The 17,991-nt window shown below is 51.1% G+C and carries 14 protein-coding genes; 11 read left to right on the top strand and 3 right to left on the bottom strand.

The genetic code is table 11. From position 1 onward, the window contains the following. Positions 1-7: 7 nt before the first annotated feature. The 3 genes from GTPT_RS14995 to tssF are packed head-to-tail and all read right to left on the bottom strand — an operon-like array spanning position 8 to position 3,953. On the bottom strand, positions 8-1,045 hold the full coding sequence (locus GTPT_RS14995; RefSeq protein WP_051170719.1) for a type VI secretion system protein TssA: 1,038 nt from the start codon (positions 1,043-1,045) through the stop codon (positions 8-10). Then, positions 1,030-2,079: a type VI secretion system baseplate subunit TssG gene (tssG, locus tag GTPT_RS14990; protein ID WP_051170720.1), complete on the bottom strand. Its 1,050-nt coding sequence runs from the start codon at positions 2,077-2,079 to the stop codon at positions 1,030-1,032. The genes GTPT_RS14995 and tssG overlap by 16 nt, the downstream gene beginning before the upstream one ends. Further along, positions 2,076-3,953 carry a type VI secretion system baseplate subunit TssF gene (gene tssF, locus GTPT_RS14985; RefSeq protein ID WP_029989918.1) on the bottom strand — a complete coding sequence of 626 codons (1,878 nt, stop codon included), beginning with the start codon at positions 3,951-3,953 and terminating at the stop codon, positions 2,076-2,078. The genes tssG and tssF overlap by 4 nt, the downstream gene beginning before the upstream one ends. Positions 3,954-4,489: 536 nt before the next feature. On the opposite strand from tssF, the gene tssH reads away from it, so the two are divergent. The 11 genes from tssH to tssL all read left to right on the top strand — a co-directional run bounded on the left by tssH (position 4,490) and on the right by tssL (position 17,987). Continuing rightward, positions 4,490-7,162 carry a type VI secretion system ATPase TssH gene (tssH, locus tag GTPT_RS14980; RefSeq protein ID WP_029989920.1) on the top strand — a complete coding sequence of 891 codons (2,673 nt, stop codon included), beginning with the start codon at positions 4,490-4,492 and terminating at the stop codon, positions 7,160-7,162. 77 nt (positions 7,163-7,239) lie between these two features. Beyond that, complete coding sequence (locus GTPT_RS14975) at positions 7,240-7,797, top strand: fimbrial protein (RefSeq protein WP_038011720.1); 558 nt, start codon at positions 7,240-7,242, stop codon at positions 7,795-7,797. Positions 7,798-7,907: 110 nt separating this feature from the next. Further along, positions 7,908-8,657, top strand: a complete 750-nt coding sequence (locus GTPT_RS14970) for a fimbrial biogenesis chaperone (RefSeq protein WP_241964884.1) — start codon at positions 7,908-7,910, stop codon at positions 8,655-8,657. Between the two features lie 67 nt (positions 8,658-8,724). Further along, positions 8,725-11,325, top strand: coding sequence for a fimbria/pilus outer membrane usher protein (locus GTPT_RS14965; protein ID WP_029989926.1), 2,601 nt, complete (start codon positions 8,725-8,727; stop codon positions 11,323-11,325). Next, a complete protein-coding gene (locus GTPT_RS14960) occupies positions 11,313-11,882 on the top strand; it encodes a fimbrial protein (protein WP_051170721.1) in 570 nt (189 codons plus the stop codon). The genes GTPT_RS14965 and GTPT_RS14960 overlap by 13 nt, the downstream gene beginning before the upstream one ends. Before the next feature lie 69 nt (positions 11,883-11,951). Next, positions 11,952-12,488: a type VI secretion system contractile sheath small subunit gene (tssB, locus tag GTPT_RS14955; protein WP_029989929.1), complete on the top strand. Its 537-nt coding sequence runs from the start codon at positions 11,952-11,954 to the stop codon at positions 12,486-12,488. 27 nt (positions 12,489-12,515) lie between these two features. Beyond that, a complete protein-coding gene (gene tssC / locus GTPT_RS14950) occupies positions 12,516-14,012 on the top strand; it encodes a type VI secretion system contractile sheath large subunit (protein WP_029989931.1) in 1,497 nt (498 codons plus the stop codon). A 142-nt stretch (positions 14,013-14,154) separates the two neighbouring features. Further along, entirely contained in the window at positions 14,155-14,640 is a 486-nt protein-coding gene (locus GTPT_RS14945) for an Hcp family type VI secretion system effector (RefSeq protein WP_025902570.1), read from the top strand. A 168-nt stretch (positions 14,641-14,808) separates the two neighbouring features. After that, positions 14,809-15,279 carry a type VI secretion system lipoprotein TssJ gene (gene tssJ, locus GTPT_RS14940; protein ID WP_160318970.1) on the top strand — a complete coding sequence of 157 codons (471 nt, stop codon included), beginning with the start codon at positions 14,809-14,811 and terminating at the stop codon, positions 15,277-15,279. Between the two features lie 3 nt (positions 15,280-15,282). Beyond that, on the top strand, positions 15,283-16,632 hold the full coding sequence (gene tssK / locus GTPT_RS14935) for a type VI secretion system baseplate subunit TssK (protein ID WP_025902568.1): 1,350 nt from the start codon (positions 15,283-15,285) through the stop codon (positions 16,630-16,632). Further along, complete coding sequence (tssL, locus tag GTPT_RS14930; protein WP_029989934.1) at positions 16,629-17,987, top strand: type VI secretion system protein TssL, long form; 1,359 nt, start codon at positions 16,629-16,631, stop codon at positions 17,985-17,987. The genes tssK and tssL overlap by 4 nt, the downstream gene beginning before the upstream one ends. The last annotated feature ends 4 nt before the right edge of the window (positions 17,988-17,991 follow it).

Below are 17,991 nucleotides of genomic sequence, written 5' to 3'. Positions count from 1 at the left end.
CTCGTCCTTAATTATCTTTCAGTAATAAGAGGATTTCCGGTGGATACATCGCCACCAGTTCAGCAAAATTTCGGCCAATACTCCGTTCTGCATAGGCCAGTAAAGGGATGACCGGGCTGCCGGGCTCCGCGTCTCTGAGCCAGAGACGCACCTCCTCCAGTCTGGCGCAGGCGCTCTGCCGGTCACTGATAAACGGTAGCGCAGGCACTAAGAGGGGAGCGGAGGACGGCTCTGCATTACCGGGAAGGTTTGTTGCTGCAGGAACATCCGTCGGCGGGCATTCAGCCACCGGCTGAACGGATGAGCGCAGAGGGGGGACGGGGCTGAACAGCTTCAGCAGAGAGAGCAACCCGGTAAGATCAGGAGCTTCCTCGCCCAGATCCTCCCGTATCAGTGAAACCAGCTGTTCCGCAGTCTGATGAGCCTGTGATAAGTCACGATACGTTGTGTCTTCACTGCAGGCCCATTGCTGGCGCAGAAGGGGGATCCGCTGTGCTAACAGGGCTGCATCGGCAGGCTGATATCGGCAGGCTTTTTCGACGTCGCGAACACTTATCTGCCCCTCCGCCGTTTTCGGTAAGCGTAACTGGCGGATATCGGCCAGTATTCCGTGACTGTCATTCAGTTCGCCAAACGCATTGGCTCTGAGTTGCGGGGTGAACTCTTCTTCATCAAAAAGCTGCGGATGCAGGGGTTCCGGCCATTTTTTTAACAGGGTCAGTAACAGAGAAAGGCCGTTTTCCAGAGCCGCAGCCCCGGTCAGTCTGATCCTGCAGCGCATTAATATAATAAATAACCGGATATCTTTACTCCGGCACAATAGCCGGCGGGCGGAAGCCGCCGTTTCTGCCCAGTTAACTGACTCTGCCGGCTCGTAAAAATCACCATACTGGGCATCGGCTTTGGGTTGCAGGCCTGCCAGTAACAGTAAAAATTGCGGGTCGTCATCAATACTTATTCCGCATGGGGCATCGGCACTGATTTCTGTCAGTAGTGACGCATCATCATTTTCAGGCGCAGTGTCCTGAACTATTGTCTGTTGCATGAATTTCCTGCCTCTGAGTATCCTGCGAAATTCTCCGGTTCGAAACACATCCCGGCCAGTGGTTGTGTTGTGTTTTCTCTTTCCAGCCAGACGGCATGCCCTAACTGATGACGGCCATTCAGCTGTGCCAGAGGGATCTGATCGGCCGCCAGTACGAGCTGCACATCCCAGCTGTATTCCACCCCGATAAAACATCTCACCCATTCACGTAATACAGGCATATCCTCCCCTCCGGGGATAAAAGAGAGATACTGTTGCAGGGTAAGCGGACCCACGATGAGTCTGAATTTATGCTGGCGGTCATGCACCGTATCACCGAGGATTGCGCCTTCCCCTAACCGGCTGGCCCCGTTTTTTACCCCGAGACGGCTTTGATCTTCCCGGGCTAACTCAATCCATTGCAGAACAAACTCCTGAAGACGGAAGGGCAAATCGAAATAATGTTGCAGGCTGCCTGTCAGGCCATCGGGGGAGCGTGCTTCCCTGGCCAGATGCGGGGCGGAAGCCAGTTGAGCATGGCGCGGTAACGGGGATGAATGGTCTGCCGTAGGTGCAAATCCCGTCAGGCAGCCCACGTAAAAAGAAAAACGCTCATTTTGCGGGTCATCCAGGGTTGCCGTGTCCTGACACAGAAACCATGCACGGTAAAACAGTGACAAGGCCCGGTGGTGAAAGATATCCGCGAAATCACTCAGGCCGTAATCCTGGCGGGTCGTACAGAAATAGGCCTGTTCTGACAGGTGTAACGGAAAGACGCTGTTCGGTCCCCAGATCCCCGGCCAGAACAGACGTATTTTCAGGATCCCGTCGTCGTCATTCAGGCTGGCAATTTCCCGCGGCGGAAAGATCATGCCAGGCTGCTGCCCGAGGCGGACCGGCTCCTGGCCCGGCAGCCGCGCGGTACCCGGTGCCGGAGAGTGAGGGTGGCGGGCGGCAACAGCCCTCATCAGACTGAAAAAACCACTTTCCCAGGGCGCTGAGCATTCGTACCACGGGGCTGTATTTCCTGTCGCAGGCGGAGAGTGCCGGGTCATAAGATCCCCCGCCGGCCCGGGCGTGCCGGCCAGTCGGCGACCCGTCCGCGCTGAACCGAATACAGTTCGGTTTCGGTGAAAATATTGATCGCCGCATGACGGGACAGATAATTCTCCATAATCAGTCCGAATAAATAAGGACTGAGGCCGGAAAAACCCGTCTCATCGACGGTCAGGCGACAGCGGATCCCGCGGCCGTAAATCAGCAGGCCTTCCCCGCCCAGTCGTCGGATCACCGGTTCGGTCGTACATCCGACCAGGCTTTCTATCTGTGTGACGGTCTCCGGGTCTGAACGGGTCGTAAATAATTGCAAAATATCACGCAGAAAACCGGCACCGCCGGCCTCCGGCATTTCACCGACCGGCAGATAATTCAGGCTAAGCTGAGAAATCAGACGCCAGGCGGCCTCACCGACAGCAAAAGATCCCCTCGGGGCCGACGGGGTACTGACAAACTCAGCCTGGCTTACCGGCACATCTTCCGGCAGGGTCAGCCGGAAGCGGGCATGCTCTGCCAGTGTGCAGGGCAGATGACGGTTAGTCACCAGGGCATCTACCCGCAGGTAACGCAGAGTATCGCTGTAAGGGGCTTCATGTTGATCCACCAGCGAAATATAAGTCTCCGTCCCCGGATAAGCGCGTTGTGTCAGATAGCTGCTATCGTCCGGTTGTACCTGGCGAACTTCCCGCTGCAGAGAGAAGTAGCGTCCGTAATTCCCCTGGTCCACATGGCGGGTGTGATACAAAGGGTTAAAGACAACCTCGTCACTGTTGTCTGCCTGTAGCCCGGTCACGTGACTGACAGAAAAAATTTCATAATCCAGGGGATGACAACGATCGACCACGGCATGAAACTGATTCAGCGAGCGGTTGAGGGTGATCCTGTCCAGACGCTTCGGAAACAGGTTGATCACCGGGGTACAAAATAATAAGAAACGGGCAGCATTGACATGGGCAATCAGCTCCTGCGGTAGCCGGTCCAGCAAAATAATAATTTCGGCTTCCCGGGTGTGATTGCTTTTCAGACCCGCGGCAAGCCGGGTCAGAGTAAAGAAATAGAAACGCTGGCGGCAGCAGACGTACTCCTGTAACAGGGTATGCCCATGAAACATGTTCCAGCTGGCCGGCAGCAGTCCCTGATGAGGTTCCAGGCCTTCCGGAACCAGTGGCTGCTCTGTAATGAGGGTGGCAGGAGTACCTGCATGAGGAGAAGGCATAATCACGGCCTGATGATGACAGTGCAGCAATTCAAACAGATGTGACACGATAGTTTCATCGCCGGAGATATAGATAGGTAGTCTGTCCAGTCCCTCCAGCTCCGAAAATGTGGCATCTCCGGTCAGCTTCAGCCGTAAACGCAGGGCACCTTTACATTGGCTAATATCACAATCTTCCTCTGCCACCCCGGGAAGATCCGGCGGTATCGAGGTCAGACTGGCGTCGGCAATTTCCAGCGGCCAGAGCGTCACCGGCTGGCTGTTACGAAACTCGCACCGGGTCTGACTTTCCGGCAGGCGCTGGCTGATAAACGCACTGTCCCGGTCGAGGGTATAGCCGCGGGTTAAATCACCGGTGTCGGGGTCCGGATACAGGCGAACGACCCCCATCGAAGGCGTCGGTGAATTGTAATTCGGTGACAGTGTGTCCAGTAATCGTTGAGTGAACCGGGGAAATTCGGCATCCAGTTTGATACGGGTTCTGGCGGATAAAAAGCAAAACGCTTCTATCAGCCTTTCCACATAAGGATCGGCAACTTCTATCCCCTGCATTCCCAGTCTGGCAGCAATCGCCGGATGCTTTTGCGCAAACTCACAGGCCATTTCGCGGATAAATGTCAGCTCACGGTTATAATAATCCAGAAAATTATTTTCCACGTTTTTCTCTGATTAATGACGTTCATTTTTAATGAGGGTGGTGCGGAGCTAACCCGCAGGTGATGACACTCAGTCGAAACGGATAAATACATTACATTTGCTGTTTCCTGTCTTTTTACTTTGGTCAGATTTACTTATCCGACGGTCAGAATAAATTCCCGCCTGATAAATTACCGGTGAATTTATCTGTGTATTTAAGCGGGCTGAATAATAAATTTAATCACAGTTTTTAAATTGACGAGGAATACATAACCCGGGGGAAACTGTTTTCATCTTAATGATTAATTCTGCTGCCCGTATTGACCTCGCCAGAAGATATTATCGATTGCTGCCAGGAATAAAACAGCTAATCGCCGTTGTTTTTCTTTTTTAGGAATATGCATCAGGCTGTTTTCTTATTTTTATATAACTGTCAGGTGTGACGTTGTGAAGATATTATTTTTTTGGCTACTATCCGGGGCATGACTGCAGGGTGATATTCAGTGTTACACATCCTCTTAACTTTGAATGAGTTGTTTTTTTCGGGTGCGCTAAAAATTATGATCGTCAGAAGAACGTTATTCGATAAACTTAACGACGTATTATCCCGAAGTATTGAAAGCGGGACAGAACTCTGTCGTCTCAAGGGTAATCCTTATGTGGAACTGGTCCACTGGCTGATGACCCTGCTTCAGGAAGAACGCTGTGATCTGCAGTTTATTCTTCGCCACTACCAGACAGACAGGGCGATACTGGAAGAAGACCTGATGACTCAGGCCGCGCATTTGCCGCGCGGGGCGGAAGAGGTAACCGATTTCTCTTACCTTATTGAGCTGGCGATCGAGAAAGCCTGGATGATAGCAAGCCTCGGGGAAGAGCCGGTGGCAAAAATACGCAGTCTGCATCTGGTGATTGCACTGCTGAGTCATCCTGAACTGCGTCGTGCATTATTCGCCTTATCATCGGAATTTCGCGTACTGTCTGCGGAAGAAATCAGCCATATGTCGGCAATGCTGACCCGGGACTCGGCAGAGCAGGAAAGCCTTATCATGGCGGAGGGGATGGCGTCGGAGAACGGAAACATGTTCTCTGATCTCCGGCCAGCAGCAGGAAATGCGCTGGAGATGTATACCACCGACCTGACGGCACAAGCCCGGGCGGGGAAAATTGACCCGGTCACCGGCAGGGACAGTGAAATTACCACCATCATTGATATTCTGTTGCGCCGTCGCCAGAACAACCCGCTACTCACCGGGGATGCCGGGGTAGGGAAAACGGCGGTGGCTGAAGGCCTGGCGCTGGCGATTGCCGACGGTGCCGTACCGCCCTCGCTGGTGAATGTCCGTCTGCTGGCGCTGGATATCGTGGCCCTGACTGCCGGTGCGGGAATGAAAGGCGAATTTGAGTCCCGTCTGAAATCCGTTCTCGAATCTGCGGCCCGGGCCGTTCCTGCCGTCATCCTTTTTATCGATGAATTTCATACGCTGGTCGGTGCTGGCGGAGAAGCCGGGACCGGTGATGCGGCGAACCTGATGAAACCGATGCTGGCCAGAGGGGAGATCCGCACGATAGGCGCGACAACCTGGAGTGAATTTAAACGGCATATTGAAAAAGATCCTGCGCTGACCCGTCGGTTTCAGGTTGTACAAATCGACGAACCCTCCGAACCTTTATCGGTACAGATGTTACGTGGACTGCTGCCTTCTCTGGAACAGCATCATCAGGTCCTGATCCTTGATGAGGCTTTGCAGGCTGCGGTCCGGTTATCTCACCGCTATATTCCGGCAAGACAGTTACCCGACAAAGCGATCAGCTTGCTGGATACTGCCTGTGCCCGTGTTGCGATTGCCAGGTATACCCCTCCCGTTAAGCTACAGCAGCTTCGTGCCAGTGCAAGAGCCTCGGTCAGTGAACTGGAGTTACTGGATAAATCTCTGTGTTTTGGTAAAGCCAGTGTGCAGTCCAAAAGTGACATTGAGGACTCCCTCAGAGATGTGTTACAGGAGTCAGATCTTCTGGAGAAACGCTGGCATCAGGAGTGCGAACTGCTGACGGAGATCTATGCGCTAAGAGAGCAGTTGCTGCAACCCGGCCTGCCGGATACGGAAGTTCAGAAGCTTCAGCAGCAACTGCAACATGTGCAGTACACCCTGGAACAACAGGGGGAACAGCCTCCGCTGGTCCGTGCCGAAGTCGATGCAACGGTCATTGCTGAAATTATCGCGCAATGGACAGGGATCCCGACCGGACGGGTAATGAAAGATGATTTGAGTGCGGTGCTGGAACTCCCGGCACAGCTGGCTGCCCGGGTCACCGGGCAGCCACGCGCTATCGGGCAAATTTGCCAGGCTGTCCGGACGGCAAGGGCGGGATTATCCGATCCTGACAGACCGACAGGGGTTTTCTTCCTTACCGGGCCTTCCGGTACCGGTAAAACGGAAACGGCGCTGGCACTGGCTGAGTTACTTTACGGGGGGGAGTCGAATCTGATCACTATCAATATGAGCGAATTCCAGGAGGCTCATACCGTTTCGACGCTGAAGGGCTCTCCGCCGGGCTATGTCGGATACGGTGAAGGTGGCATTCTCACGGAAGCGGTACGCCGTAAACCCTACAGTGTGGTGTTACTGGATGAGGCAGAAAAAGCACACCCGGATGTTCATGAATTATTCTTCCGTATTTTTGATAAAGGAACTCTGGAAGATGCTGAGGGGCGTCGTATTGATTTCAGGCACACCCTGATCCTGCTCACCAGTAATATCGGGAGTGACTTACTGACGGTAAGTCATTCTGATGAGTATGCACTGCCGGAAAACGAGACTCTGTTAGCGCAGCTCCACTCTTTATTACTAAAAACATTTCCTGCTGCATTTCTGGGCCGCGTCAGTGTTGTTCCTTATTTCTCTTTGTGCAGAACGTCACTGGAGGCCATTGTCAGGATGCAGCTTTCTAAGATTATTACCCGTTTGTATGAACAGCAATCACTGGAACTGAAGTACAGCGATGACATCGTCAGTTTTATTATTAATCGCTGTCAGACAGTCACCTCCGGTGCCCGGGAGATCATCCATGTGATCGGGAAAGAGATCCTTCCTGTGATAGCGACATATCTGTTATCCCGCACCAAAAACAACAGAGTTGAAAAAGAACACCTTTTTTTGAGCTATATCCCTGAACAGGGGGTAGCACTGGTGGTTGATGATCCGGAAAACAAGGAGGTTGAGCGATAAGCACGAAATTCAGTGAAAAACATAAAGAGGGAAGTTTCTACCTGAAGGGTAATTACGTGACAAAAATAGGGATTTTTATGCAAAAAAATAAAGTATCTATCAGTTTACTGGCGCTGTTTGCATCGTCTTTCGCATTATCTGCTTCAGCCGCAGATACCCTGAACCCCGGACAAGGCATGGTAACGTTCGACGGGGAGCTGGTGGGGGAGACCTGTACTATCGAAAATGACAACCTGATCGTCACTTTGCCGACAGTATCGACCCAGTCGATGCAGGGTGCCGGAGGCCAGAGCGGCATTAAAAACTTTGATATTAAAGTGAAGGATTGCCCCGGTTCCTTTAAGAAAGTGGCTGCCCATTTCGAGCCGATCGGTTCCTCCGGGATTAACTACAGTACCTGGAACCTGAAAAATGATTATCAGGCCACCACCGGAAGTAAAGAAGCTGCAGCGAATGTCGAGGTTCGTTTATTTAATTCGGATCATACACATCTTCGTCCCGGTGATACCGGAAAAGAAGTGGATATCGTTGGCGGGCAGGCCAGTATGACCTATGCCGGCGGCTATTATGCCACCGGGGTAACGACGGCAGGGAAAGTCACGGCGCATGTGGTATATACGCTTTCTTATCCTTAATAGCGTTATTGGTAGTTAAATACCACGGGGGAGCGAAAGCTGCCCCTGTTAATCCACTATTATTAATGGTTTATTCTATGAGATGTTATAAGGGAATAATCTCGTGCCTTGTGGTTATTATCGCCGGGTTACTGTTGCTGCCTGTTCCTGCCAGCGCAGGTGTGACAATAGCCGGTACCCGGGTTATTTTCCCTGCGGCTGAACGGGAAAAAAGTATCCGTACTAATAATAAAGGAAGCTCTCCCGTACTGGTGCAGGTCTGGGTCGATGACGGCAGTAAGAATAATGATATTAATACTATGTTGGTACCGTTTACTGTAACGCCACCGGTTTACCGGATTGATCCCGGTAAAGGACAAAGTGTCAGGCTGATATATAACGGTATGGAATTACCGACGGATCGTGAATCCGTTTACTGGTTTAATTTACTGGAGATACCGACAGTTAATGATGACGATAAAAATAAAGATCGGCTGGAATTGGCTTTTCGCACCCGGATAAAAATATTTTATCGTCCTCCGGCATTAACAGGAAATAGTACCGATTATATTTCAGCATTACGCTGGCACACGGAACCTAATAAAAAATCCGTGAAAATAGAAAACCCAACGCCGTATTACTTTTCTTTCGAGTCCGTGACGGCAAAAGACGGGAAGCAAACGTATCCGCTTGTGCCGCAAATGCTGGCACCGTATTCCTCTGCGTCATTAGCCACGGCAGGCTCGCAGGGATTACCCGCCCGGCTCAGTAGCATCGAATTTAATGTACTTAATGATTACGGCAGCACAGTGACTGAAAAAGTCGTTTATCAGCAAAACAAAGGCTGGGTTCTGAGTCAGTCAGCCGGAGATGAGTCCTGATGGCGGAGCCCATAGCGTAATACGCTCGGCAGGATGACAATAACTGAAGGGAGTCAGAGAGTTGAAAATGATCACTTTGAGCGCCGGACTGCGCGACAATAGCGGGTATTCCGTGAGATTCGGCATACTGGTTTTCAGCAGTAGTTTACTCATATTACCGGTTTCGGCGGCAGTCTCTGCAGAACTCTCTGACAGTCCTTTCGCGCCGGATCGCGCCTCACCGGTTGTCTTTAACAGTGCATTTATTCATGGCAGTACCGTGGATGTGAACCGGTTTTCGACAGGTAACCCGGTGCCCCCGGGCCAGGCGGTGGTTCGGGTACGGGTGAATGGTAAGATCCGCGGAAAATATGATGTCTTATTTGTCGCCGTGCCGGGCCGTGATATTGCCGAACCTTGTTTCAGTGCCGCTCAGCTTGAACAGTTTGGCATCCGGCCACCGGTTATGAAAAACCGGGCGGCTGACGGTGAGCAATGTAATGCGTTACCACGCTGGATTGATGGGGCCAGCACCCGCTATGACCCTGCTGATTTTGAACTTGAACTCTTTGTTCCTCAGTTATACCTGGTCAGCCAGCTACCCGGTTATACCGACCCGTCGACCTGGGACAGTGGTGTTCCGGCAATGTTTCTGGATTACACGGCGAATGTTTATACCCAGCAGTTTTCCAAAGGTTTTTCTAACGGTATCGGCCATGCAATCAGCGCAAACCTGGGGTTACTGACCGGCATTAACCTGTTTGGCTGGCAGTTGCGTAACCGCAGCAGCAATTATTTTTCCGGTACCGGGAGTCCCGGTTCCCGAAATCTGTATACCTACGCCCGGCATGATCTTCCGCTGCTTAAAAGCCAGGTGACGCTCGGTGAAACCGTCACCAGCGGAGATCTGTTCGATAGTCTGAACATTCGTGGCGTGCAGCTCGCCTCTGATGACCGGATGCTGCCGGAAAGCTTGCGTCAGTATAACCCGGTCATCCAGGGGATCGCGGAAAGTAATGCCCGGGTTCAGGTCACTCAGCATGGGCAGCTGATCTATGAAACCACGGTTCCCCCCGGTCCCTTTGAGATTAATAGCATCGGTGCGATGGGATATGGCGGTGATTTACTGATGACCATTATCGAGGCCGATGGCAAACAGCGTACCCAGGTGATCCCGTATTCTGCCCCTCCGATGTTACTGCATGCCGGTGTCTCCCGTTACTCGGTATCTATGGGGGAGATGAATGAAATCAGTATGCAGAAAAAACCGCTGATGGCGACCGGCTTTTATCAGTACGGAATGAACAATTTTTATACGCTTTATGGCGGCGGGCAGTTTTCAGAAAATTATCTCTCTCTGGCGGTCGGGCAATCTTTTAACACGCGGGTTGGGGGGATCTCGGTCGATATCACCCGGGCCAGAAGCCGGTTGAAAGATAGCCGCGTATCAACAGGCAATAGTTTTAACGTCGGGTTCAGTAAGTACCTGGAGTATTCAGGCACAAATATCTCAATGGCAGCGTATCGCTACTCGTCAAAAGGGTTTTATTCCCTGCGTGATGCCGCCGCAGAACGTTATGGTATGAACCGTGACTACTACCTGGTTGACTACCGTACCCGCCAGCGACTTTCGGTGAATCTTGCTCAGACCTTACCCGGCGACAGTCGTCTGGTGCTGGCGGGTAACTTTTATCAATACTGGAATAACCGAAATGCGTCTTCCCAGTATTCGCTCTATTTCAGTAAATCACAGCGACTATTTTCCTGGTCCGCTGGGATCAGCAGAACCTATAACGCTATCGGCAAAAATATTAATAGCTATTCGTTGTCGTTAACTATTCCGTTAAGTCGTCGCTATAACATCACCGATAAGCCGTTATTCAGCTCCATGAGCATGATGATGAGTCGGGATAATGCCGGGAATACGTCTCTTATCACGAATGCGAACGGCAGTCGCGGTGAGCGCTCCTCGGTAAGTTATGGTCTGGGCACCAGCACCGGGCGTCTGCGCGGGGGCGGTACCAGTTATTCACTGAACGGCAATATGAACTATTACTCAGATATGGGGCAGTTTGGGTCAACACTGGCCATTGGCAACCAGTCACGCCAGTTCTCTGCAACGGCTACCGGAAGTCTGGTGGCACACCGTGGCGGCCTGACAATGGGACCTGCGCTGGGCGAGTCACCTTTCGCAATAGTGAATGTGCCCGGGGCGGAAGGGGCTAAGTTACTGAATGGATACGGGTCCAGAATCGACAGTCGGGGATATGCCATTGTGCCATCACTGACACCTTACCGCGAGAACACGGTGTCTGTTGACAGTAAAGGTCTGCCGGATACGGTGGATATTTTGCAGAATGAACAGGTCATTATTCCCCGCATGGGGGCCGCAGTGTCTGTGACGATGAAAACCCAATCCGGCCAACCGGTGTTACTGATTATTCGGGATCCGCAAGGTAATTACCTGCCGATAGGCAGTGAGCTGACTAACGCCTCCGGGGAAGTGACCGGCATTGTCGGGCAGGCCGGTATGGCATTTATTCGTGGCTGGAATATAGGGACTGAAGCGATATCAGTCCGCACCGGAAGCACCTTCTGTACCATTTCTGCAGACAACGCTCTGGCGCAAGACATTTCCCGGTCAGGCAGCAGTTCGGTGATCCGTGCGGAGGTCATATGCAAGTCATAACACTGAATGTCGCAAAAAAAAGAAACCGCGCGATGACTTTGCTGATGTTGCTGCTATCGGCCACGGCGTCTGCCGGCGATTATCCGATCACGGTGAATTTCAGTGGAGAATATGTGACTGAAACCTGTGAGATCAAAATCAACGGAAGTGGTAGTAACGAAGCAGTAACGCTGCCGAGACTCACCACCGCGGCCCTCAGTAACAGTGGCGGGGAAGGTGGGAAGACCGGCTTTACCGTGACCCTGGCAGAGTGCCCGGGGTTCACGTCCGTAAATCTGCTTTTCAGTAGTGCTTATTCCCCGGCAGACAGTGCCACCGGTAATCTTCTTAATCAGACCGGTAATGAATATAGCCGCAATGTACAGCTCAGGATCCGTAAGGAAGACAATAGTCAGATAGTGATTGATGACCGTAATACGGCTCAGCAATACAGAATATGGTTTGCCAATACCCCGGTCACTCATCAGTTTTATGTCAGTTATTTTTCAGATAATTCAGGTCCGGTGACAGCGGGTAAAGTCCACGCCATTGCCGGTATTACCGTCGATTATCATTAACCGGACAGGCATTTTGTGCCGTCAACCGGCATGGCTTTTCTGTCCATTAACGTTCAACAAAAGGTGAATATGCTTATGCCTAAGGATAATTCTCAGAAGTTTATTGCAAGGAACCGTGCCCCGCGGGTACAGATTGAATATGACGTTGAAATCTACGGGAATGAAAAAAAAATAGAGTTGCCGTTTGTCATGGGAGTGATGGCGGACTTATCCGGTAAAACGAAAGAGCCTTTACCCCCGGTCGCGGAGCGTAAGTTTCTGGATATTGATATCGATAACTTTGATGAGCGAATGCAGGCAATGCAGCCGGGGGTAGCCTTTGCGGTGCCGGACACTCTGACCCGTGACGGACAATTGATGGTCAATATGACCTTTGAGTGTATGGATGATTTCTCGCCCGATGCCATCGCCCGCAAAGTCGGTGCACTGTCACAGTTGCTGGAAGCCAGGACGCAACTGGCGAATCTGCAAACGTATATGGATGGCAAGGCAGGTGCAGAGAGTCTGGTCATGAAAGTGCTTCAGGATAAAGCACTGCTGAATACGTTAGCGAAGGCCCCCCGGGAAGATTCTGTATGCACAGATACCGCCACCGGGGATGAATGAAAGTATCAGGGATGAGAGATTATAGTAATGGATATACGTAAGCAGAGCGCGCAGCCGGTAAAAACTGACATCCGGCAAAGTGATTTTAATGCATTATTATCAAAAGAGTTCCGTCCGCGGTCAGACCAGACGCGGGTTGCGGTTGAAAATGCCGTAAAAACGCTGGCCGAACAGGCTTTGCAGAGTTCGGTGACCATCGCCGATGATGCTTATAAGAATATCTCAGCTCTGATTGCAGAGATTGATCGGAAACTGACAGAACAGATTAATTTAATCCTTCACCATCCTGAATTTCAGGCGCTGGAAAGTGCATGGCGAGGGTTACATTATCTGGTCACTCATACCGAAACGGACGAGAAGCTTAAACTGCGTTTTATGGACATCTCAAAACAGGAGTTGAGACGTAACATCAAACGCTATAAAGGTATCGCCTGGGATCAGAGCCCGCTGTTTAAGCAAATTTATGAAGAAGAATATGGGCAACTGGGAGGAGAACCTTACGGGTGTCTGGTGGCGGATTATTATTTTGACCACTCAGCGCCGGATGTTGATCTGTTATCTTCCATTGGCCGGATAGCCGCGTCCGCCCATGTGCCGTTTATTACCGGTGCTTCGCCTTCCGTATTACAAATGGAAAGCTGGCAGGAGCTGGCGAACCCGCGGGATCTGACCAAAATATTTACCCGTAATCTGGAATATGCCGCATGGAATGCCCTGCGGTTATCTGAAGACTCGCGTTATATTGGTCTGGCCATGCCCCGGTTTCTGGCGCGCCTGCCTTATGGGATACGCACTAATCCTGTCGATGCGTTCAGCTTTGAAGAGGATACCGAGGGAGCGGATCACAGCCGCTATGTCTGGGCAAATGCCGCGTATTCGATGGCCGTAAACATCAATCGTTCTTTTAAAAATTACGGCTGGTGCACGATGATCCGCGGGGTAGAAAGTGGCGGCGTAGTGGAAAAACTGCCGTGTCATACTTTCCCCACAGATGATGGTGGTGTCGACATCAAATGCCCCACAGAAATCGCTATTTCTGACCGCCGGGAAGCTGAGCTGGCTAAAAACGGATTTATTCCGCTGATCCACCGTAAAAATACAGATTATGCCGCCTTTATCGGTGCCCAGTCACTGCAGAAGCCTGCCGAATATCACGATGCTGATGCGACAGCCAACGCTAACCTTTCTGCACGTTTACCTTACCTGTTTGCCTGTTCCCGCTTCGCTCATTACCTGAAATGTATTGTCCGCGACAAAATAGGGGCCTTTAAAGAGCGGGAAGATATGCAAAGGTGGCTCAATGACTGGATTATGAACTATGTGGATGGTGATCCGGCAAACTCCTCAGAAGAAACCAAAGCACGCCGTCCTCTGGCTGATGCGGAAGTGCTGGTGGAAGATGTTGAAGGGAATCCGGGCTACTACCAGGCGAAGTTTTTTTTAAGACCCCATTTTCAGCTTGAAGGACTGACAGTGTCTTTACGAATGGTGGCTAAATTACCGTCAGTAAAAGATGTTGCCTGAAAAAATATCATTACCGTTATCCGGTGAATGAGAGTGTGAATAGTTCCGTGGACGACAACATCCATCAGGACGTCGTCTGAAGACGTAATTACGTTACCTGTCAGGTAACGTGTATCAATAACAGCGATAAATAAGGATTATTATGGCTCAGGATATGTTTATTAAAATTGATGGCATCGAAGGTGAATCTCTGGATGCTTCTCATAAAAATGAAATAGAAGTGCTTAACTGGAACTGGGAAAGTTTTCAGCATTCCAATATGCACGCCGGTTCGGGTGGCGGAGCCGGGAAGGCGACCGTCAGTGATTTCAGGTTTGAACATTATCTGGATAAAGCAAGTACAAATTTATTAAGTTATTGCCTTTCCGGGAAACATATTAAAGAGATTAAATTTGTTGTCCGTAAAGCAGGGGGGGATCCCCTGGAATATCTGAGCATTAAATTCACCGATGTCATTATTACGCAGGTAAGTGCATCCGGCTGCAGCAGTGAGGATGTCCGCCCCCGTGAAACTGTCTCCTTTTCATTCTCCGGATTTACTCAGGATTATGTAATGCAGAGTGCGGAAGGAAATAAATCAGGCATTATTTCCACCAGTTACGACATCAAAGCGAACCAGCGTAGTTGATTTTTTCAGGCCAGCTGAGTATTCAGTCTGGCCTGAATTTATTTCACAGGGGTAAAATTATCACCGGAGTCAGAGGAGGTGAATATAAAGACGTTTATCTTACATTCTGTGTTAAAAAATATTTTACGATTAAATAAGAGAGAGCCTTTTTCCGAAAAGCTCAGGCTGTTGTCGTTATCTTGTGTCTTTTTATCTGTTGCCTGCAGTTATTCATCACCGGAAAAAGCACCTCATCTGCAGTTTATTGATATTCGGGTGGATAGAGATGTGAACCTGAACCGTTATGGTGAACCGGCTCCGGTAAATATTTCAATCTATCGTATGGATACGCCGGGGGAAATAAACAACGATATGACAGAATTACAGGACTTTCGGAATAATAAAAGGGCCGAAGTAATATTCAGTGCGGTATTTCAGCCGGGAGAAATACGCTGTCTGAAATTACCATTGCAGCCGGAGACTTTGGCGATCGCGGTTACCGGTGAATTTCGTGATATTGAACATGCACAATGGAAATCGGTACAGCCACTCCCGCACACCCGTACTCTTCCCTGGTGGAAAAGACTCTTTACCACCCGTGACAACACCCTGTATGCCAGAGTTCACCGGCAGGGGCTGACTCTGACCGGAACGGAATAAATCATGAAAACCAATAAAGTGGTCTGGAGTGAGGGATTATTTTTACGTCCCCAGATATTTCAGCAGCAGGAACGCTATCTGGAGTATTTTATCCATCAGCGGGCGTCTGCCCCGGGTCTCTATTTCTGGGGGTTTTCCCGCTATGAGATAGACAGTGAAGCACTGACTTACGGCAAGCTGGTATTACGCAGCGCCAGTGGTGTTTTTCCTGATGGCACACCCTTTGATTTGCCCGGTCATGCCGGGATCCCTGCGCCTCTGACGCTCCTGCCGGAACACAGTGGCAAGACTATCTTTCTTGCCGTGCCGCTCAGGCTGGATAACAGCGATGAAACTATCTTCAATACCGGAACGCCCGATTCCCTGGCGAGGTTTTGTGCCGTGGATACTGAGCTGACGGACAGTAATGCTATCCGGCAAGGGAGGAAACCGGTTCAGCTGGCCCGGTTACGGCTGCAGTTACTCCCCGAAAGCGGAATAACCGGCTCCTGGATTGGTTTGCCATGTGCAAAAGTCAAAGCGCTTCGCCCGGACGGCAGCGTATTACTGCACACAGATGATTACATTCCTCCGGTCAGCGGCTACGGGGCGAATGCGTTACTTAGCGAATGGCTCAATCACCTCAGTGGGTTAGTGAAGATGCGTGCCGGGTTACTTGCCGGGCGGCTGATTGCCAGTGATGGCAAACCTGAAGATAACGCCAGTGTTATGGATTATCTGCTATTGCAGATATTCAATAAATATCAGGTGATCCTGGAGCATCTGCGTCATACCCCGAAAACCCCGCCGGTCGATTTTTATCAGGTCCTCGCGCAACTGGCTGCGGAGGCATCGACATTTGTGAAAACGAAAGTCCGTCGTCCTCTGCCGGCCCCTGAATATGATCATGCCAGTCTTTACACTTCGATCCGTCCGCTGGTGGATCAGGTTCATGACCTGCTCAATCAAATTCTGGTCAGGGCGGGAGAAATTATTCCGTTACATGCCAAAGGTAACGGTATCTGGGTGGCATCCGTATTGCCGGCTGAACTGAACGCTTTTGAGGGGATAGTTCTGGCCGTACATGCCCGCCTGGCTCCGGATATCCTGCAGCATCAGTTTTTCTCCCGGGTCAAAATCAGTGCGCCACAGCACCTTCATGAACTGGTGCGATCACACCTGCCGGGGTTATCGATTCAGGCATTACCCGTGCCCCCGCGCCAGATCCCCTACCGGTCGGACTATGTTTATTTTGAACTGCAGAGAAAAGGTGATTTCTGGCGGGCGATAGCGGAATCCGGATCGATGGCTTTACATATCGCCGGTGATTTTCCTGCCCTGAATATGGAACTTTGGGGGATACGAACCTCATGAAAACAGAGAATGCACAGGAAGTGCCCCCACAGCAGCAAGCTTCCGGGGAAGAGGAGGGATGGGGCGATTTTTTGCTGGATAAAAGTGATCTCTGGGAGAGTGAGGAGGAAATCCCTTCCGGTCATCCGGAATACCAGTATGTACCGCTTCAGCATGAACGGATCTCTGCTGTATTTGAAACTGACCCTGAGCATGTCCGTTCGCGCATACCGGCGGTAAAAGCTGCCAGCGATCCGTTGCTGGAAGCCGCCAAACCTCTGTTACGGGCTATCAGCGAAATGCCCCGTGAGATGAATGATCTCCGGCATGCGGTTTCCCTCAGAGAGATCCTGAAACGTGAAATTAATTATTTCACGATGCTTTGCGATGAAGTGAATATACCGTGGAAAAAAATGGCCATTGTTCGTTACTGCCTCTGCACGGCTCTGGATGAAGCTGCACACAGTACGCGCTGGGGAACGGAAACCGGCTGGTCGCAAAACAATCTGTTGAATTACTTTGAAAATGATAACGATGGCGGGACTAAATTTTTCCTGCTGATTGGCCGGATAGCGATGAGTCCTGCTGAGTATATTGATGTTATCGGGATTTTACTGCGCATACTCGGGCTGGGGTTTGAAGGACGTTACAGTATTCAGCACGACGGTGAGCGGCAACTGATAAAAATACGCCAGCGGCTGCTGACTCTGTTACAGAGTCATCGGCGGCAGCAGGCATTGCCAGCCATTATGGGGATCCTGCCGGAATACCCGCCAGTGTCTCGTCGCCGCTGGCATCTCCCGTTGCGTACTACGCTGATTATCTCGGGGGCTATTCTCGCGATCAGCTGGCTGAATGATAGCTACCGGTTATTTGTGGCCAGACAACCTCTGCTGGCGGCGATCCGGGCGCTTTATCCGGTGCCTGCCCCCGAATTATTTCCTTTCCCCCGTTTACGACTGAGCCTGTTACTGCAACCGGAAATCCGACAGCAGTTACTGACGGTGAGTGAAGATGATCAGCAGAGCCATGTGGTGTTAAGCAGCGATCATACGTTCGAGTCCGGCTCTGCCCGGTTATCTCCGGCGATGTCAGAGGTGATCAGCCGGGTTGCGACACAAATTAATCAGGTAAACGGTTCGGTACGGGTTATCGGGCATACCGATTCTATCCCTGTCCGTCAGGGGGCTATCAAAGATAACGCAATGCTTTCTTCCCTCCGTGCGCGTGCAGTTGCGGATGTCCTGATAGCTTCCGGAATTCCGGCAGACAGAGTGTCGGTACAGGGGATGGCAGCAGGGCAACCCATCGCCAGTAATGCGACCGCTGCCGGCAGATCCGCTAACCGGCGTGTTGAACTTTTTGTTACTTATTAATGAG

This window comes from Tatumella ptyseos ATCC 33301, from assembly GCF_000735525.1.
GTDB lineage: Bacteria > Pseudomonadota > Gammaproteobacteria > Enterobacterales > Enterobacteriaceae > Tatumella > Tatumella ptyseos.
Note: the sequence above shows the minus strand (reverse complement) of the source record. Positions and strands in the feature narration are given on the sequence as shown.